Below are 16,525 nucleotides of genomic sequence, written 5' to 3'. Positions count from 1 at the left end.
ACGGCGAGGGAGCAGGCCGCGGCAGCCATGAAGATCACCCGTCTCGAGAGCTTCACGACGCCCGATGTCGGCTTCGTCCGCGCTACCTGCGAGGATGGCAGCCAGGGCTGGGGCCAGTTCTCGCCCTATAACGCCGACATCACCGCCACCGTCTTCCACCGCCAGGTCGCCCGCTGGGCGATCGGCTGGGACGCCTTTGCGGTCGATGACCTCGTCGCGACGATCGGCGAGCGCGAGCACAAGTTTCCAGGTTCCTATCTCTGCCGCGCCCTGACCGGGCTCGACACGGCGCTCTGGGACCTGCGCGGCCGCAAGGAGCGGAAGAGCGTCTGCGAATTGCTCGGCGGCACGCCGCGCCCGTTTCCGGTCTATGCCTCCAGCATGAAGCGCGGCGAGATCACCCCGGAAGCGGAGGCCGAGCGCCTGGCCCGGCTGCGCGATGCCCATGGCTACAATGCCTTCAAGTTCCGGGTCGGGCGCGAATGCGGTCGCGACCAGGACGAATGGCCCGGCCGCACGGAGGCGATCGTGCCGCAGGTCCGCGCCGCGCTCGGCGACGAGGCGACGCTGCTCGTCGATGCCAATAGCGGCTACACGCCGGCAAGCGCGATCGCGGTTGGCCGCATCCTGCAGGACCATGGCATCGTCCATTTCGAGGAACCCTGTCCCTATTGGGAACATGCCTGGACGCGTGAGGTCCGCGAGGCGCTCGACCTCGACGTCACCGGCGGCGAACAGGATTGCGACCTCGCGATCTGGCGCGCGATGATCGATGGGCGCGTCGTCGACGTCGTGCAGCCGGACATCTGCTATATCGGCGGCGTCGGGCGCATGCTCACGGTGGCGCGCTGGGCGGCCGAGGCCGGCCTGCCGGTGACGCCCCATTCCGCCAACCAGTCGCTGGTGACGGTGTTCACCCTGCATGTCATGGGCGCGCTCGCCAATGCCGGGCCCTATGTCGAATTCTCGATCGAGGGACCGGACTATTACCCCTGGGAGCAGGGGCTGCTGCGCAATCCGCCTAAAGCCCGCGACGGCATGGTCGCAATCCCCTCCGAGCCCGGCTGGGGCGTCGAGATCGAGCCCGACTGGCTCGCACGGGCCGAGTACCGCGTGACCGAGGTGTCGGCGTGACGCCCGACCGCGCGAGGCTGGTCGAGGAAGCGCGACGCACCGGCACGCTGGCAGGCCTGCCGCGCGGGCATTTCATCGGCGGCCGGCTCGTCGCCTCCGTCTCCGGGCGGGAGATGGAGAGTTTCGACCCCGGACGCGGCGTGCCCTTCGCCAGCGTCGCAGCCGGCGCCGCCGAGGATGTGGCGGCGGCGGTCGCTGCGGCACGAGCGGCGCTGTCTGGCCCCTGGTCGCAGATGACGCCGGCCGCCCGCGGCGAGATCCTGATGCGGGCGAGCCATCTGCTGCGCGAGCGCGCAGCGCGGTTCGCCGTCGTCGAGACGCTCGATTCCGGCAAGCTGCTCGCCGAATCCGAGGGCGATGTCGGCGGCGTCATCCGTGCCTTCGCCTATTATGCGGGGGCAGCCGACAAGCTCCATGGCGACAGCGTGCCGCTCGGCCCGGACTATCTCGGGGTGACGATCGAGGAACCGGTCGGTGTCGTCGCGCAGATCGTGCCGTGGAACTATCCGCTCTCGACGGCCGCGCGCGGCATCGCGCCGGCGCTCGCCGCCGGCTGCACGCTCGTCGTCAAGCCGGCCGAGCAGACGCCCTTCACCACCCTGATGCTGGCGGAATTGCTGCATGAGGCCGGGCTGCCCGACGGCGTGCTCAACGTCGTCGCCGGTACGGGGGCGGAAGCAGGCGCAGCGCTCGTCTCCCATCCCGACATCGACCACATCACCTTCACCGGCTCGGTCGCGACCGGCCAGCGCGTGATGCGGGCAGCCGCCGAGCATGTCACCCGGCTGGCGCTCGAACTCGGCGGCAAATCCCCCGTCGCGCTGCTGGCCGATTGCGAGATCGGGCCGGCGGTCGAGGGCGTGCTCGGCGCGATCTACGAGAATGCCGGTCAGATTTGCTCAGCGGGCTCGCGGTTGATCCTGGAGGCGCCGATCGCGGGCGAGGTTCTCGACCGGCTCGTCGCACGCGTGTCAGCGATGCAGCTCGGCCATGGCCTGGGCGAGGCCGGCATCGGGCCGATCAATTCGCTGCAGCAACTCGCGCGCATCGAGGCCCATGTCGAGCGGGCGCGTGCGGCCGGCAACCGCATCCTGATCGGCGGCGGCATCATCCCGGGTGGCGAATGCGGCGGTGGCTGGTTCTATCGCCCGACCATCATTCTCGCCCGCGGCCCCGACGACCCGCTGGTGCAGGAGGAGATCTTTGGCCCGGTCCTGACGGTGCAGATCGCAGCCGATCTGGACGAGGTCATCGCGGCGGCAAACGCGACTTCCTATGCGCTGGTCGCCGGCATCTACACCCGTGACCATGCCAAGGCCTGGCGCTTCGCGCGCGCGGTCGATGCCGGCCAGGTCTACATCAACGAGTTCTTCGCCGGCGGCATCGCCATGCCCTTCGGCGGTAACCGTAAATCCGGCTTTGGCCGGGCCAAGGGCATGGCGGGCTTGCGCAGCTACTGCAAGCTCAAGAGTGTTGTGGCGCGGCTCTGAACGGGCCCGGGGGGAAACGACGGAATGTCGACTGAGCTGTTTACCGCCGATTTCAAGGCGGCACCCTATTGGTGGGACGGAGTCCCGCGGCCGGAATTGCCCCGCTCGGAGCCGCCGAAACAGGCCGATGTCGTGGTTGTCGGCTCCGGCTATACCGGCCTGCATGCCGCGCTCCAGACCGCCAGGGGCGGGCGCAGCACGGTTGTGCTCGATGCGGAAGCCGCCGGCTTCGGCTGCAGCACCCGCAATGGCGGCCAGATCTCGACCAGCATCAAGCCCAGCCTTGACGCCCTGGCGCGCCGTCACGGCGAGAAGCGTGCCTTCGCGATCCTGCAGGAGGGCCATCGCTCGCTGCGCTGGATCGGCGAGTTCGTGCGCGAGGAGGCGATCGACTGCGATTTCGGCGTGGTCGGGCGCTTTCACGCCGCCCATTCGCCGGGCCAGTACGAGATGCTGGCGCAACGCGTCGACAACCAGACCAAGGGCCTCGAAGTGCCCTGCCATGTCGTGCCGCGCACCGAGCAGCGCGACGAGATCGGCTCGGATCTCTACCATGGCGGCGTGGTCTATGCCGTCCATGCCTCGGTCAACCCGGCGCGCTATCACCAGGGCCTGCTGGAACGCGTCCTCGCGGCCGGCGCCGAACTCATGCCGTTCTGTCCGGCGACCGCAATCACTCGCCAGGGCAAGGATTTTCTGGTCGAGACGCCGCGCGGCACGATCCGCGCGCGCGACGTCATCGTCGCCACCAACGGCTATACCGGGCCGGCGACCGGCTGGCTGCGCCGCCGCGTCATCCCGATCGGCAGCTACATCATCGCGACCGAGCCGCTGGAGCCGGCGCTGATGGACAAGCTGATCCCGCGCAACCGCATCGTCAGCGATACCCGCAAGGTCGTCTATTACTACCGCGCCTCGCCCGACCGGCGGCGCATCCTGTTCGGTGGCCGCGTCTCGCTCAGCGAGACCGATCCGCGGCGCAGCGGGCCCAAACTCCATGCCGACATGAGCGCGATCTTCCCCGAGCTCGCCAAGACGCGGATCAGCCATTCCTGGTGCGGCTTCGTCGCCTACACCTTCGACGAGCTGATGCATGTCGGCCGCCATGACGGGCTCTACTACGCCATGGGCTATTGCGGGGCAGGCGTCGGCACGGCGAGCTATTTCGGCATGCGGCTCGGCCAGCAGGTGCTCGGCCTGGCCGAAGGCAAGACGGCGCTCGACGACCTGCCGTTCCCGACGCGGCCCTTCTACAGCGGCAATCCCTGGTTCCTCGCACCATCGGTCTTCTATTACCGCTGGCGCGATCGACTGGCCCGATGAGCCAGCAGGATCGTCTCTGCGGATTGGCCTTCCCCAATTCTCAGAATGGACCTTCTGGCCAGACCAATTCCAACAAACTCTGCACGCTCTCAATGGTGGGAAGCTGGGTCGCTGCGGCGACTGCGCGACTGCCGCTGGACATGCGCCCCTCAGCTCAGGAGATATGACATGCAGTGCCCGCCGATCCTGCCGTCGCGATCGACCCTCGTCCTTCTCCTGAGCCTGGCCGGCGCGCTGCCCGCCGTCGCGCAGGAGCTCACCGTCGTGTCCTTCGGCGGCTCCTATCAGGAGGCGCAGAGCAAGGCGCTGTTCGTGCCTGCGGCCAAGGCGCTGGGCATCAAGCTCAAGGAAGAGACCTATAGCAGCATCGCCGACCTGCGCCTCAAGGTGAAGGCCGGCGCCGTGACCTGGGATGTCGTCGCCAGCGGCTCCGGCAGCGCGGCGCGGGCGGGCTCCGAGGGCATCCTCGAAAAGCTCGACTACAAGGTCATCGACACCTCGAATTTCGTGCCCGGCACCGCGCAGGATTACTGCGTCGGCGGCGACGTCTTCTCCACGGTTCTGGCCTGGAACACCAAGACCTATGGCGAGAAGGGCCCGCGGAGCTGGGCCGATTTCTGGGACGTCAAGACATTCCCGGGCAAGCGCTCCTATCGCAAGGGCGTGGCCGGCGCACTCGAGCCCGCGCTGATGGCCGACGGCGTGCCGCCCGAAAAGGTCTACGAGGTTCTGTCGCAGCCCGGCGGCATCGAGCGCGCGATCAAGAAGATCCGCGAGCTGAAGCCGCATATCGCGGTCTGGTGGAGCTCGGGCGCCCAGCACGCCCAGCTGATGAAGGATGGCGAGGTCGACATGATCACCGGCTGGAACGGGCGCTTCGACGTCGCCGCCAAGGACGGTGCCAAGGTCGCCTACACCTTCAACCAGGCGCTGCTCGACTATGACTGCTTCGCCATCGCCAAGGGGGCACCGAACAAGGACCTGGCGATGAAGTTCCTGGCCGAGATCAGCAAGCCGCAATACCAGGCCGAATTCACCAAATACATCACCTACGGGCCGACCAACAAGAAAGCCTACGACCTCGGCACGATCGAGGCGGCCTATGCCAAGTCGCTGCCATCGCATCCCGACAATGCCGCCAAGCAGGTGCCGATCGACCTCGACTGGTACACCAAGTTCGAGACCCAGGCCTCGGCAGCCTATCAGAACATGCTGACCGAATGAGACTGGCGGCTGATTCCGGCGAGCGGGAGGCTGCCATCGCGGCAGCCCCGCTCGTCTCACCCGTAGGCAAGGCGCTGCCGATCGGCGTGCGGCGCCTGAGCAAGGCCTATGGCGCCGTCTCCGTGCTCGACGATGTCGATCTCGACGTCAGGCCGGGCGAGTTCCTGACCCTGCTCGGCCCGTCCGGATCGGGCAAGACGACGCTGCTGATGGCGATTGCCGGCTTCCTGCGGCCCGACAAGGGCAGCATCCGCTTCGGCGAACGCGAGGTCGTCCGGCTTGCGCCGCACAAGCGCGAGATCGGCATGGTCTTCCAGAACTACGCCTTGTTTCCGCACATGAATGTCGCCCGCAATGTCGGGTTCCCGCTCAGGCTGAGGCGCGTCCCGGCGAGCGAGATCGCCCGGCGCGTCGAGGCCGCGCTGGAGATGTTCCAGCTCGGTGGCTATGGCGAGCGCAGCATCAACCAGCTCTCCGGCGGCCAGCGCCAGCGCGTCGCGCTTGCCCGGGCCATCGTCTTCGAGCCGCGCATCATCCTGATGGACGAGCCGCTTTCGGCGCTCGACAAACAGCTGCGCGAGCGCATGCAGATCGAGCTGCGCCAGCTCCATGACCGACTGGGCACCACCACCGTCTATGTCACGCATGACCAGCGCGAGGCCCTGACCATGTCGGACCGCATCGCGGTGCTCGACCGCGGGCGGATCGCGCGGATCGACGCCCCGCGCGCGATCTACGATCAGCCCGGCAGCCGCTTCGTCGCCGAGTTCATCGGTGAATCCTCGTTTCTCGATGTCACTATCGCCGATGGCATCTGCCGGGCGGCCGGCGCCGTCATCCAGGCGCCCAAGGTCCCGGCCGGGCAGCGGCACTGCGTGATGATGCTGCGCCCGGAACGGCTGCGCATCCTCGACGGCAGCGAAACCGAGGCGATGAACCGCTTCGAGGGCACGGTCCAGAGCGCGATCTACCAGGGCGACACGCTGCTGCTCCAGCTCGTGCTGGGGGATGGCAGCCTGGTCAGCCTGCGCATGGCGACGCGGGGCGACGATTCCGCGCCGCCGGCGCGCGGCACGCCGATCGCGGTGGGCATCGCCGTCAGTGACACCGTTCTGCTGGCCGACGAGGGGAGGGCGCGCAAGTGAGCGCGCCCGGGCTCAGCATGGCCGGCGCGGCCGGCGACGATTTCCATGCCGCGGCGCTGCGCCGCGATCATTGGCGCGAGCGGTTCGGGCTGGCGGCGCTGGCCGCGCCTGCGCTGCTTCTCGTCACGATCACGGTGCTGCTGCCGGTCGGCTGGCTCTTCGGCCTGTCCTTCCTCGACGATTCCGGCGCACCCAGCCTGGAGCATTACCGGCGCATGCTGGCCGAGCCTTCCTATGGCCGGACCTTCCGCACGACCTTCGAGATCAGCCTGCTGACCACGGCGATCTGCATCCTGCTCGGCTATCCGCTCGCCTATTTCCTGTCGCAGCTGCCGCGGCGCGCTGCCAATCTCTGCATGATCGCGGTGCTGCTGCCGTTCTGGACCTCGCTCCTGGTGCGCACCTATGCCTGGCTGGTGCTGTTGCAGCGCCGGGGACTGATCAACACCTGGGGCATGGAGCTCGGCCTCTGGAGCGAGCCATTGCAGCTCGTCCACAACGTCGCGGGAACGCTGATCGGCATGGTCCATATCATGCTGCCCTTCCTCATCCTGCCGCTCTACGGCACGATGCGGGCGATCGACCGCGACCTGCTGAGAGCGGCCTCCAGCCTCGGCTCGACCCCGGCCCATGGCTTCTGGACCGTGTTCTTTCCGCTGTCGCTGCCCGGCCTTGCCGCCGGCTCCGCGCTCGTCTTCGTGCTCTGCCTCGGTTTCTACGTGACGCCGGCCATGCTCGGTGGCGGCAAGGTGACGATGGTCTCGAACCGCATCGCCAACGATATCGAGCTGTTCTTCAACTGGGGGGCGGCGAGCGCGCTCGGTGTCGTGCTGCTGGTGATCACGCTCGTCGTGCTCGTCCTGGCCGCCCGGCTGTCGCGCGGCGCCGGCCTCTTCGGCGGGGGGCATTGACTATGAGCTGGTTCGATCGCCCCGCCAGCGACACGCAGATCACGCACCGGTCGCGGCTCTGGCTCTACGGGCTCGGCGTGCTGGTGCTCGCCTTCCTGGCCCTGCCGACGCTGATCGTAATCCCGATGTCGTTCTCCCAATCGCAGTACCTGGAGTTTCCGCCGCGGCAATGGTCGCTGCGCTGGTACGAGGCGTTCTTCTCCTCGCAGAGCTGGATGGCGGCGACCGCGACCTCGCTCAAGGCCGGCATCTGCACGGCGCTCGTGGCGACGCCGGTCGGCACGCTTGCGGCCTATGGGCTGCATGTCTCGCGGTTGCGCTTCGGCGGGGTCGTGATCCTGGCGCTGCTGACGCCGACGATCGTTCCGGTCATCCTCGTCGGCGTCGCGCTGTTCTATGCCTTCGTGCAGCTCAAGATGGTCAACTCCTTCCTCGGCATCGTGCTAGCGCACACGATGCTTGCTGTGCCGATCGTGATGATGATCGTCGGCTCGGCCCTGAAGAGTTTCGATCTCGACCAGGAGCGCGTCGCCCGCAGCCTGGGCGCGACGCGGGCGCAGGCCTTCCTCCAGGTGACGATGCCCCAGATCGGCTTCGCCATCGTCACCTCGGCCCTGCTCTCGTTCCTGACCTCCTTCGACGAGGTGGTGGTCTCGCTCTTCGTCTCGGGCGGCGACAACTCGACGCTGACGCGCGCGATGTTCATGGCGCTGCGCGACCAGATCGACCCGACCATCGCGGCGATCTCGACCATCATGATCGTGATCACCTCGCTGCTGCTCGCCGCCTCGCAGCTGCTGGGGAAGTCCGGGAAAGAGGGGTGAGGACGATGCCGAGGCGGTAGCCCATCTCCAGCCCAACCGAGGCTTTGTTGGGACAGCGCGATGGGCACAGTCCAGCCTGTTGCGAGGCCGGCAAACCGGACGACGATCTGAGGGGCTGAACCACGGGGCGGGGCAGCGCTTGCCCAGGCGGCGACGGCCCGGGGCGGTTTGGGATCTGAGCCTTGCAACCTCCTTCAGCCGGATTTGCTCGCCTCGATCCAGGGTGAAGCTGCCGCTCGGCGGCGACCGGGGCTGCGGAAAATAAAATCGTCCTCCGCCCGGAACCTATCGCCGGGCCGCGCGTTGTCCGTGGCTGGCCGTCGGCCGCGTGGGGGACTTGCTATCGTGATTGCGACTGAAAGCGGCTCTGCAAAGCCGAAAATCCTCATTGTCGAGGATGAGCCTCTCATCAGCATGATGTTGGAAGAGATGCTGCTCGACGCGGGCTGCCTCGTCGCTGGCAATGCGCAGAACCTCAGGGAGGCGCTTCCCCTGGCCGAGGCAGCAGATTTCGATCTGGCGATACTCGATCTGAGCTTGGGCTCCGAGTCGTCCCTCCCGGTTGCCGAAGTGCTCGCGCGTCGCGAACGGCCCTTCATGTTCGCGTCCGGCTACGGCAGCACGTCGCTGCCGGTCGAGCATCGCGACCGGATCGTTCTCGACAAGCCGTTTCATTTTACGGCCCTGGTCAAGAAGCTGGAACTCGCGCTTCCCGGTTGGGTTCCCCCTGCCGATCTCTGACCGCTCACGCTTGTTGGGGACGATTTGGCTGCGTAGGCTGCTCGTCGCGCGCGAATTCGGTTCGCCCGCGCATTTTCGAGGAAAACGATGGCGCTGGTGAAGACGACGGACCTCGCGAAGCGGCGGGCCAGCCCGCCGGAACTGCAGCCCGAGCAGGACAAGCCGGTGAGCAGGATCGCCGTTGCGCGGCGGTCGCAGCAGCGTTCGCGCGCGAGGCAGCAAAAGGCCGCCGAGCGCATCGGCGCGGCGACCGAGCAGCTTGCCAGCGGCATGACGCAAGCGGCGGCGGCCTCCGAACAACTGAAGCAGTCGCTCGAGCAGATCGCGGCCGGGGCCGAGGAGGCGGCAGGTGCCGCCCAGCAATCCCTGACGGCGATCGATACGCTCGGTACGACATTCACCCAGGCGCGAGGCCACGCGGAAACGGCACGGCGCAAGACCGATCTCCTGCAGGTGGCCGTGCTTGAAAATGCGGCCCAGATCGATGACGCCGCAAAATCCATCGAAAGCGCCGCGGCCCGGCAGCGGGCGTCGGTCGAGATCATCGGGAAGCTGCTGTCCCAGGCGACAGGCATCGGCGCGACGACGCAGATGGTGGCCGATATCTCCGATCGAACCAATCTGCTTGCGCTCAACGCCGCCATCGAGGCGGCGCGGGCAGGGGATGTCGGCAGGGGCTTTGCAGTCGTTGCCGATGAGGTGCGGGCGCTGGCCGAGACAGCCGAGCGCACGGCGCGTGAAATCGAAGAGCAGGCGGGCACGATCGGGCGCGAAGTCCTCTCCCTTGCGGAACAGATCAAGGCATCTGCGAGCGCCGCCGAGCAGCAGAAGGACACGGCTCGCGCGGTCGCCCATGACCTGTCCGAGGTCCGGCAGGGCCTTGGTGCGCTGTCCGGGAGCAGCCAGACGATCCTGACCTCTGCCATCGAAGCCGATATGGCGGTTCGTGAGGCAGGCCGGGGCGCGGAACTCGTCGCAAGCGCGGCCGAGGAACAATCGGCGGCGGTTGCCGAAGCGCAGAGATCGGTCCAGCAGCAAAGCCAGGCGCTCGGCCAGAGCGAGCAAGCCGCTCGGGCCCTGGCGACGCTCGCCGAGGATCTTCAGGGCGGCAGCTCGATCGCCGGGGGCAGCGAACAACTGGGCTCGGCGGCCGAGGAGCTTTCGGCGACGGTCCAGGAGCTTTCGGGCGCCGCCGGCGAGATCCTGATCGCGATCGACCAGATCAGCCGCGGCGCGCAGACCCAGGCAGCGGCGACGCAGCAGGCGAATGCCGCCCTGGTCCAGATCGAAAGGAACGTCGACCAGGCGCAGGGAGCCGCCCGGCAGGTTTCGGATCGCACGCAGTCGATCATGGAGCTGCTCGGAAAAGTGCAGTCGCGCGTTGCGGGGATCGAGAGCGGCCTCGCGACGGGCGAGACGGAGACACAGGCTTCGCTGAGCCTGCTGGTCTCGCTCGAGGATGTGTCGCGCAAGATCGAGAAGAGCATCGACCGGATCGTTCTCGTCGCGGTCCAGACGAATATGCTGTCGGTCAGCGGATCCGTCGAGGCCGCGCGAGCAGGCGATGCCGGCCTCGGCTTCGCGCAGGTTTCGGCCGATATCCGCAAGCTCGCCCAGGAAGCCGCGGACTATATCGAGGGCGTCAAGGATGTCGTCCGCCTGATGCAGCTTCAGATCGCCGCTGTCCGGCGCGACCTTGAGCTGGTCTTGGGCATCGCCGCCACGGAGCAGGCGAAGAACACCGCCATTTCCGAACGATTGAAGGCGATCATCGCGGATATCGGCGAACTTGCCCGCGGAAACGACGAGATCCTGAACGCCAGCGGGCTTGCCCTGTCGGCGACGCGGGAGGTGCAGCTCGGAACCCAGCAGATCGCCGCTGCAGCGCAGGAGGCAAGCTCGGCTGCCGCAGCGTCCGCGACCGCAGCCAGGGAGCAGTCGCGCGGTGCCGAGGATCTCGCAGCCGCCATCGAAGAGATCGCATCGCTTGCCGACGAACTGCAGCTGGCTGGAAACTGAGCCGGTGGCAAAGGCTCGCAAGCCCCGCGAGGCCCAGCGGCAAGTGTCGTTCCTGGTCTCCGGCCAGGCTTATGTCATCCCGGCCGAGCGCGTGCTGGAGGTTGGCCGCCGGCCGATGATCACGCGCGTTCCGAACGCTCCGCCTGCGCTGGCCGGCTTGATGAACTTTCGCGGGGCGGCGGTTCCCGCAATCCGCGTTTCCACGCTCATCGATGCGAGGGAGACGGCAGCCTCGAACGAGGCAAAGATCATCGTCTATGACGACCAGCACCCCGTCGCACTCCTGATCGACGAGATCCTGCCGCTGACGGCGGCCGATGGCGCGGCGGCCAGGACGCTCGATATCGCGAAGCTCCTCGCCGGCAGCTTCATCGCCAGCGCGGCGCCGGCCCGGCCGAAGATCGCCGTGAGTTCGGTACGGGCAAAAGGGCAATCGGCCGAAGCGGCCGACGAGCGCTCATTGCTGGCATTCACGGTCTCGGGTCAGGCTTTCGCTTTGCCGCTCGATGTCGTCGCCGAGGTTGCGCCGCTGCCGGCCGAGGTGACGGGGTGGCCGCGAAGCGAGGCTGCCGTGCTGGGCATGCTTCGCCTGCGCGGGGACGAGGTCCTGCCGCTGATCTCGATCGCGAGGCTTCTTTGCTTGCGCGACATCCCGGCAACGCGCCATCACATCGTGGTGACGCGGCTCGGACCGGCGCGCGTCGGGCTTGTCGTCGACGAGATGATCGGCGTCACACGCGTCGCGGAAGCGCTGATCGAACCTGTGCCGGGCATTCTCCAGCGCGGCGAGGGCGATGCCGAGATCGATGCGATTGCGCGCTCGGGCGGCGGGAATGCGCTGATCTCCATCCTTTCGCCGGCACGCCTGTTTCGCAATCGCGCGATCGGCGAGACGATCTCAGAGCAAAGTCAGACTGGAACGGACGTCGCGATGCATCGCCCCGCAGCTGCCGCGCAGAGGTTCATCATCTTCAGCATCGGCGACGACGTCTTCGGACTGCCGCTCGAAGCGGTCGCCGAGATCGTCCAGCTGCCCGATGCGATCGCGCATATACCCAACGCGCCGGCCTTTATCGCGGGCGTCATCAATCTTCGTGGCAAGGCCTTGCCGGTCATCGACCAGCGCCTGCGCTTCAATGCGGCCACTGGGGCGCCGCGCCGGAAATCGCGGGTCATCGTCCTCACCATCGGACCCATCCAGGCCGGCTTCATCGTCGACCAGGTCTCCGAGATCATCGCCGTGCCGGACGAGGCGATCGCGCCGGCGCCGCTCTTGCCCGGGGACAATGCCCAGACCTTCGATCGGGTTGCGGCGCGCGGAGCAGATGGTGCGATGATCCTGCTGATCAATCCCGACGAGCTCCTGCAGAAGGCGGAGCGCGATCTTCTCGCCCGTTTCAAACCGGATGCCGGGGCGGCGTCCACGTCGTGATACGCGTCCTGGTGGTGGATGATTCAGCGCTGATGCGGCGCTTCCTCGGCAGGATTTTCGAGGCCGAGGCGGATTTCGAGGTCGCGTCCGCCAAGGACGGTCTCGAGGCTCTCGACCTGATCGGGCGCTTTCGCCCGCATGTCGTAACGCTTGATGTCGAGATGCCGAATCTGGGCGGGCTCGAATGTCTCGATCGCATCATGGTCGAGCATCCCTGTCCGGTCGTGATGGTCTCCGGGCTGACGCAGCGCGGCGCCGAAGCGACCTTGCGGGCACTGGACATGGGCGCCGTCGATTTCATCGTGAAGCCCCAGGGCACGATCTCGCTGCATGCGGAGGAATTGGCGCCCCTCATCGTCGAGCGCGTCCGGGCGGCGGCAGCGACGACGATCAGGCGAAGCCGGCGCCTTGCCGAGCGGCTGAAGTTTCGCGCCGGCTCGCAACCGCCGCGCCCGCAGCCATCGCGCCGGCGAAAGGCGACGCCGCTCGCGCCGGCCGGGCGTCCGGCGGACAGCCTCGTCCTCGTCGGCGTCTCCACCGGAGGGCCGCCTGCTCTGGATGCCGTTCTCTCGACGCTGCCCCACGATTTCGGCTGGCCGGTCCTGATCGCGCAGCACATGCCGGCCTCTTTCACCGGTCCGCTGTCGCGGCGTTTGGACAGGCTTTGCGCTCTCGACGTTACGGAAGTGACCCGGCCGACGGTGATCGCCGCGGGAACGGTCTATATCGGCAAGGGCGATGCCGACCTCGTGATCAGCCGGCGTGGCGGCGAACTCGTGGCGCTCCCGGCCCCATCCGACCCGGGCCATCGCTGGCATCCGAGCGTCGACCGCCTTGTCCGCACGGCGCTGGACCATGTCCCGGCCGAAAACCTCATTGGGCTGCTGATGACCGGCATGGGCAATGATGGCGCGGCCGCGATGACCGCCCTGCGAGCCGCGGGGGGCCATACCATCGCCGAAGCCGAGAGCACCGCGGTCGTGTGGGGGATGCCGGGCGAACTCGTCGGCCTCGGCGGTGCGACGGATGTCGTGCCGCTGCCGGAGATCGGACAGCGGCTGAAGGATATCAGCCCGTGGCATTGAAGGAGATGCCGCATTATCTCTCGGCCGGCGACCTGGTGCGCCTCTGCGAGTTCCTGTACCGGCGCACGGGCATGCTGTTTGGCGAGGCCAAGCGCTACTATATCGATCGCCGCGTCGCCGAACGTGTCGCCGCAACGAACTCGCCCTCGTTCGCCCGCTATTTCGAGTTCCTGCTCGGCAGTGCCACCGAGGCCGAGCACCTGATCAACAGCTTCACCGTCAACGAGACCTATTTCTATCGCGAGGAGCATCAGCTGCGCTGTCTGAGCCGGTCGCTGTTGCCCGACAGGATGGCTGAAAAGCGGCCGGGCGACCGCATCCGGATCTGGTCGGTGCCGTGCTCGACCGGCGAGGAACCTTACTCGATCGCGATCTGGCTGCTCGAGAACTGGGCGCTGGTCGATGCCTATCATGTCGAGATCGTCGGCTCGGATATCGACAGCCTCGTCCTGCGCGACGCCGTCTTCGCCGAATACGGCAAGCGTTCGGTATCGCGCCTTTCCCGCGATCTGCGCCATCGGTATTTCGAGGATCTCGGCGAGGAGCGCTGGCGGCTGATCCCCGATCTCCAGGAATCGGTGAGCTTCAGCACCGTGAACCTGGTCGATCGCGACAGCGTCGCCGCCAAGGGGCGCTTCGACATCGTCTTCTGCCGAAACGTCCTGATCTATTTCGACGACGAGTCGCGGCGCCGCACGGTCGAGAATCTTTATGACGCGTTGCTGCCGGGCGGGTACATTTGCCTTGGACATACGGAATCCATGAGCCGGATCTCCGACCGGTTCGAGGTGGCCCGGTTCGAGGACGCAATCGTCTACCGGCGGATGCGGGGTAGCTAGGTGGACGAACTGCTGGCCCAATTCGTGATCGAGGCGCGCGAGCTGACGCAGCAGGCGGCTGAAGATCTGCTGGCGATCGAACGCGAGCCCGGCGACCGTGCGCGGCTCGAGAGCGCATTCCGGGCTGTGCATACGCTGAAAGGATCGGTCGGCCTGTTCGATCTCGCTCCCATGCAGTCCGTACTGCATTCCGCCGAGGATATCCTGGGCCGAGCGATGCACGAGGGCACGGAGCTCGATCCGGACCGTCTCGATCCGCTTGTGACGATCATCGAATGGATCGATCAATGCGTCATGAACCTGGACCTCTCCGGCACCCTGCATGCAGGCGCTACCGGTGAGGCGGTCGCACTTGCGCAGTCCGTCGCGCAGGGCGGCGCTGCGCCTGCGAGCGCGCCGCTTTCGGTCCTGCCGGGATCGTCCCCGCAATGGGCCCGCGATCTTTTTGCGTTGGATGCAGGCTCCGGCAAGAGCGGCCTCGTCGCGCTGCGCTATTCGCCGAGCCCGGACTGTTTTTTCAATGGCGACGATCCCGCCGCATTGATGGCGGCGGTGCCGGGCGTCAGATTTGCCCGGCTGTCGGCGCGGGAACCATGGCCCGATGCCGATGCGTTCGACCCTTTCCGTTCGAATCTCGTGTTCGAGGCGGTGTCGGAGGCAAGCCGGTCCGAGATCGAGGCGATCTTCCGGCTCATCCCCGATCAGGTCGCGATCGTCGCGCAGCCGGGTCCGTCTCCCACTTCGCGCCAGGAGGTTTCTTCCGGCCAGCAGATCGCACGGACAGTGCGGGTCGAGGCAGAGCGTATCGACGGCATCATGGCGATCGTCGGCGAATTGATCACCGCCAAGAACGGCATGTCGGCTCTAGTGTCGCAGGCGCAGGCGATCGATGGCGGCATGGCCCTGGCGCGCAGCCTGGCTGGAGCCCAGCAGGGGTTCGACCGTCTCGTCGGGCAGCTCCAGCGTGCCGCCAACGGGATCCGCATGGTGCCGGTCGGCGAGACGCTGAGGCGCCTGCCACGGCTCGTCCGGGAGATCTCGGGCCAAACCGGCAAGCCGCTGGAGATCGATGTCAGCGGCGGCGAGACGGAAGCCGACAAGGGGATCGTCGATGGTCTCTACGACCCGCTGCTTCATCTCATCCGCAATGCCGTCGACCATGGCATCGAGGAACCGGACGCCCGGAGCACGGCTGGAAAACCGCTTCGTGGTCGCATTTCGGTCTCTGCCCGGCAGACGGGCTACCATCTCGAACTTCGGATCGCGGATGACGGGAGGGGGATCGACCCCGACCTCGTGCTTGCCACGGCCGTGGCGCGCGGCCTCGTCGATCGCGAAGAGGCTGGGCAACTCTCGTCGGAGCAGATCCTGGAACTGCTTTTTAGGCCGGGTTTCTCGACGGCATCAGCGGTGACGGAGATTTCGGGGCGTGGCATCGGGATGGATGCCGTCCGTGCCACCGTGCGTCGCCTCAACGGGACGGTCCGTCTCAGCAGCGAGCCGGGCCGCGGAACCACGGCAACCCTGATCCTGCCGACGCAGTTCGCATTGACGCGCGTCATCATCGTGGATGTGGCCGGCGAACAATACGGCATCCCGATGGATGTGGTCGCGGAGACGGCACGCGTGCCGTCGAGCGCGATAGTGACCGTTCGGTCGGGCGAGGCGTTCGTGCATCGCAATCGCACGATCCCCGTCCTGCGGCTCGGCGATGTCGTCGGCCGCCCGGCGCCGCAGCGACCCGACGAGCTTGTGCTCATCGTCGAATTCGCGTTCTTGGCCATCGGCTTGGTGGTCGACCGCGTGGGCGAGCGCTTCGAGACGGTGCTGAGGCCGCCGGTCGGGCTGATGAAGGTCGTTCCGGGCATCGCCGGCACGACAGTCCTGGGCGACGGCAGGGTCGTCATGGTGCTCGACCCCGAGGCTTTGGCAGCATGAGCGTGGAAACCGAAGGCGGGCGCATCTGGCTCCGTGGCCGCTGCGGGGTCGAGGAAGCGGAAACGCTGCTTCGCGCGGTAACGGAAAACCCGGGCGACACCGTCGTCCTGTCAGCGGGTCAGATCCACACCGCACTCTGGCAGGTGCTCATGGCCACCCGTCCCGTCATCGAAGGAGAAGCGCCGAATGATTTTTCCGCGAGATTCATCCTGCCGTTCATCAGGCAGGACAAGACCTAGCAGGGCAAGACCTCGTGGGGCACGACCTCGCTGTACAAGACCTGGCGGGGCAAGACCTGGCGGGACCAGAGCTGTCGGCGCAAGACTTGGGGTGCCGCCGGGACGCAGACTTGCAGAACGGTTGGAACATTCGCATGGGACCAAGGAACAAACCTGCCGAACACGGCTTATGAACGGAAAG

General features: G+C 67.2%; 14 protein-coding genes. All 14 read left to right on the top strand.

Annotated features, from left to right (window positions below):
* The first annotated feature begins 27 nt into the window (after positions 1 to 27).
* Positions 28 to 1,134 carry a mandelate racemase/muconate lactonizing enzyme family protein gene (locus BIWAKO_RS31035; RefSeq protein WP_069882968.1) on the top strand — a complete coding sequence of 369 codons (1,107 nt, stop codon included), beginning with the start codon at positions 28 to 30 and terminating at the stop codon, positions 1,132 to 1,134.
* Positions 1,131 to 2,624, top strand: coding sequence for an aldehyde dehydrogenase family protein (locus BIWAKO_RS31030; protein ID WP_084652065.1), 1,494 nt, complete (start codon positions 1,131 to 1,133; stop codon positions 2,622 to 2,624). The genes BIWAKO_RS31035 and BIWAKO_RS31030 overlap by 4 nt, the downstream gene beginning before the upstream one ends.
* A gap of 24 nt (positions 2,625 to 2,648) precedes the next feature.
* The gene (locus BIWAKO_RS31025; protein WP_069881913.1) at positions 2,649 to 3,947 is read left to right on the top strand and encodes an NAD(P)/FAD-dependent oxidoreductase; all 1,299 of its coding nucleotides are present in this window, start codon (positions 2,649 to 2,651) and stop codon (positions 3,945 to 3,947) included.
* 168 nt (positions 3,948 to 4,115) lie between these two features.
* The gene (locus tag BIWAKO_RS31020) at positions 4,116 to 5,171 is read left to right on the top strand and encodes an ABC transporter substrate-binding protein (protein ID WP_069881912.1); all 1,056 of its coding nucleotides are present in this window, start codon (positions 4,116 to 4,118) and stop codon (positions 5,169 to 5,171) included.
* On the top strand, positions 5,168 to 6,316 hold the full coding sequence (locus tag BIWAKO_RS31015; RefSeq protein WP_084652063.1) for an ABC transporter ATP-binding protein: 1,149 nt from the start codon (positions 5,168 to 5,170) through the stop codon (positions 6,314 to 6,316). The genes BIWAKO_RS31020 and BIWAKO_RS31015 overlap by 4 nt, the downstream gene beginning before the upstream one ends.
* Entirely contained in the window at positions 6,313 to 7,227 is a 915-nt protein-coding gene (locus BIWAKO_RS31010; protein ID WP_465247421.1) for an ABC transporter permease, read from the top strand. The genes BIWAKO_RS31015 and BIWAKO_RS31010 overlap by 4 nt, the downstream gene beginning before the upstream one ends.
* A gap of 2 nt (positions 7,228 to 7,229) precedes the next feature.
* On the top strand, positions 7,230 to 8,051 hold the full coding sequence (locus tag BIWAKO_RS31005; RefSeq protein ID WP_069881911.1) for an ABC transporter permease: 822 nt from the start codon (positions 7,230 to 7,232) through the stop codon (positions 8,049 to 8,051).
* A gap of 345 nt (positions 8,052 to 8,396) precedes the next feature.
* Entirely contained in the window at positions 8,397 to 8,792 is a 396-nt protein-coding gene (locus BIWAKO_RS31000; RefSeq protein ID WP_244523598.1) for a response regulator, read from the top strand.
* An 87-nt stretch (positions 8,793 to 8,879) separates the two neighbouring features.
* Positions 8,880 to 10,811, top strand: a complete 1,932-nt coding sequence (locus BIWAKO_RS30995) for a methyl-accepting chemotaxis protein (protein ID WP_069881910.1) — start codon at positions 8,880 to 8,882, stop codon at positions 10,809 to 10,811.
* A gap of 4 nt (positions 10,812 to 10,815) precedes the next feature.
* Positions 10,816 to 12,243 carry a chemotaxis protein CheW gene (locus BIWAKO_RS30990; RefSeq protein ID WP_069882963.1) on the top strand — a complete coding sequence of 476 codons (1,428 nt, stop codon included), beginning with the start codon at positions 10,816 to 10,818 and terminating at the stop codon, positions 12,241 to 12,243.
* Positions 12,240 to 13,328, top strand: a complete 1,089-nt coding sequence (gene cheB / locus BIWAKO_RS30985; protein ID WP_069881909.1) for a chemotaxis-specific protein-glutamate methyltransferase CheB — start codon at positions 12,240 to 12,242, stop codon at positions 13,326 to 13,328. Before BIWAKO_RS30990 ends, cheB begins: the two co-directional genes overlap by 4 nt.
* Before the next feature lie 5 nt (positions 13,329 to 13,333).
* The gene (locus tag BIWAKO_RS30980; protein WP_069882962.1) at positions 13,334 to 14,167 is read left to right on the top strand and encodes a CheR family methyltransferase; all 834 of its coding nucleotides are present in this window, start codon (positions 13,334 to 13,336) and stop codon (positions 14,165 to 14,167) included.
* On the top strand, positions 14,168 to 16,105 hold the full coding sequence (locus tag BIWAKO_RS30975; RefSeq protein ID WP_069881908.1) for a chemotaxis protein CheA: 1,938 nt from the start codon (positions 14,168 to 14,170) through the stop codon (positions 16,103 to 16,105).
* The gene (locus tag BIWAKO_RS30970) at positions 16,102 to 16,344 is read left to right on the top strand and encodes a hypothetical protein (RefSeq protein ID WP_069881907.1); all 243 of its coding nucleotides are present in this window, start codon (positions 16,102 to 16,104) and stop codon (positions 16,342 to 16,344) included. Before BIWAKO_RS30975 ends, BIWAKO_RS30970 begins: the two co-directional genes overlap by 4 nt.
* Positions 16,345 to 16,525: the final 181 nt, after the last annotated feature.

This window comes from Bosea sp. BIWAKO-01 (assembly GCF_001748145.1).
Classification (GTDB): Bacteria; Pseudomonadota; Alphaproteobacteria; order Rhizobiales; family Beijerinckiaceae; genus Allobosea.
Note: the sequence above shows the minus strand (reverse complement) of the source record. Positions and strands in the feature narration are given on the sequence as shown.

Coding starts and splice junctions, on each gene's coding strand:
- BIWAKO_RS31015 (WP_084652063.1), top strand. CDS start 5,168: ATGAGACTGGCGGCTGATTCCGGCGAGCGGGAGGCTGCCATCGCGGCA.
- BIWAKO_RS31020 (WP_069881912.1), top strand. CDS start 4,116: ATGCAGTGCCCGCCGATCCTGCCGTCGCGATCGACCCTCGTCCTTCTC.
- BIWAKO_RS31005 (WP_069881911.1), top strand. CDS start 7,230: ATGAGCTGGTTCGATCGCCCCGCCAGCGACACGCAGATCACGCACCGG.
- BIWAKO_RS31035 (WP_069882968.1), top strand. CDS start 28: ATGAAGATCACCCGTCTCGAGAGCTTCACGACGCCCGATGTCGGCTTC.
- BIWAKO_RS30980 (WP_069882962.1), top strand. CDS start 13,334: ATGCCGCATTATCTCTCGGCCGGCGACCTGGTGCGCCTCTGCGAGTTC.
- BIWAKO_RS30970 (WP_069881907.1), top strand. CDS start 16,102: ATGAGCGTGGAAACCGAAGGCGGGCGCATCTGGCTCCGTGGCCGCTGC.
- BIWAKO_RS31025 (WP_069881913.1), top strand. CDS start 2,649: ATGTCGACTGAGCTGTTTACCGCCGATTTCAAGGCGGCACCCTATTGG.
- BIWAKO_RS30995 (WP_069881910.1), top strand. CDS start 8,880: ATGGCGCTGGTGAAGACGACGGACCTCGCGAAGCGGCGGGCCAGCCCG.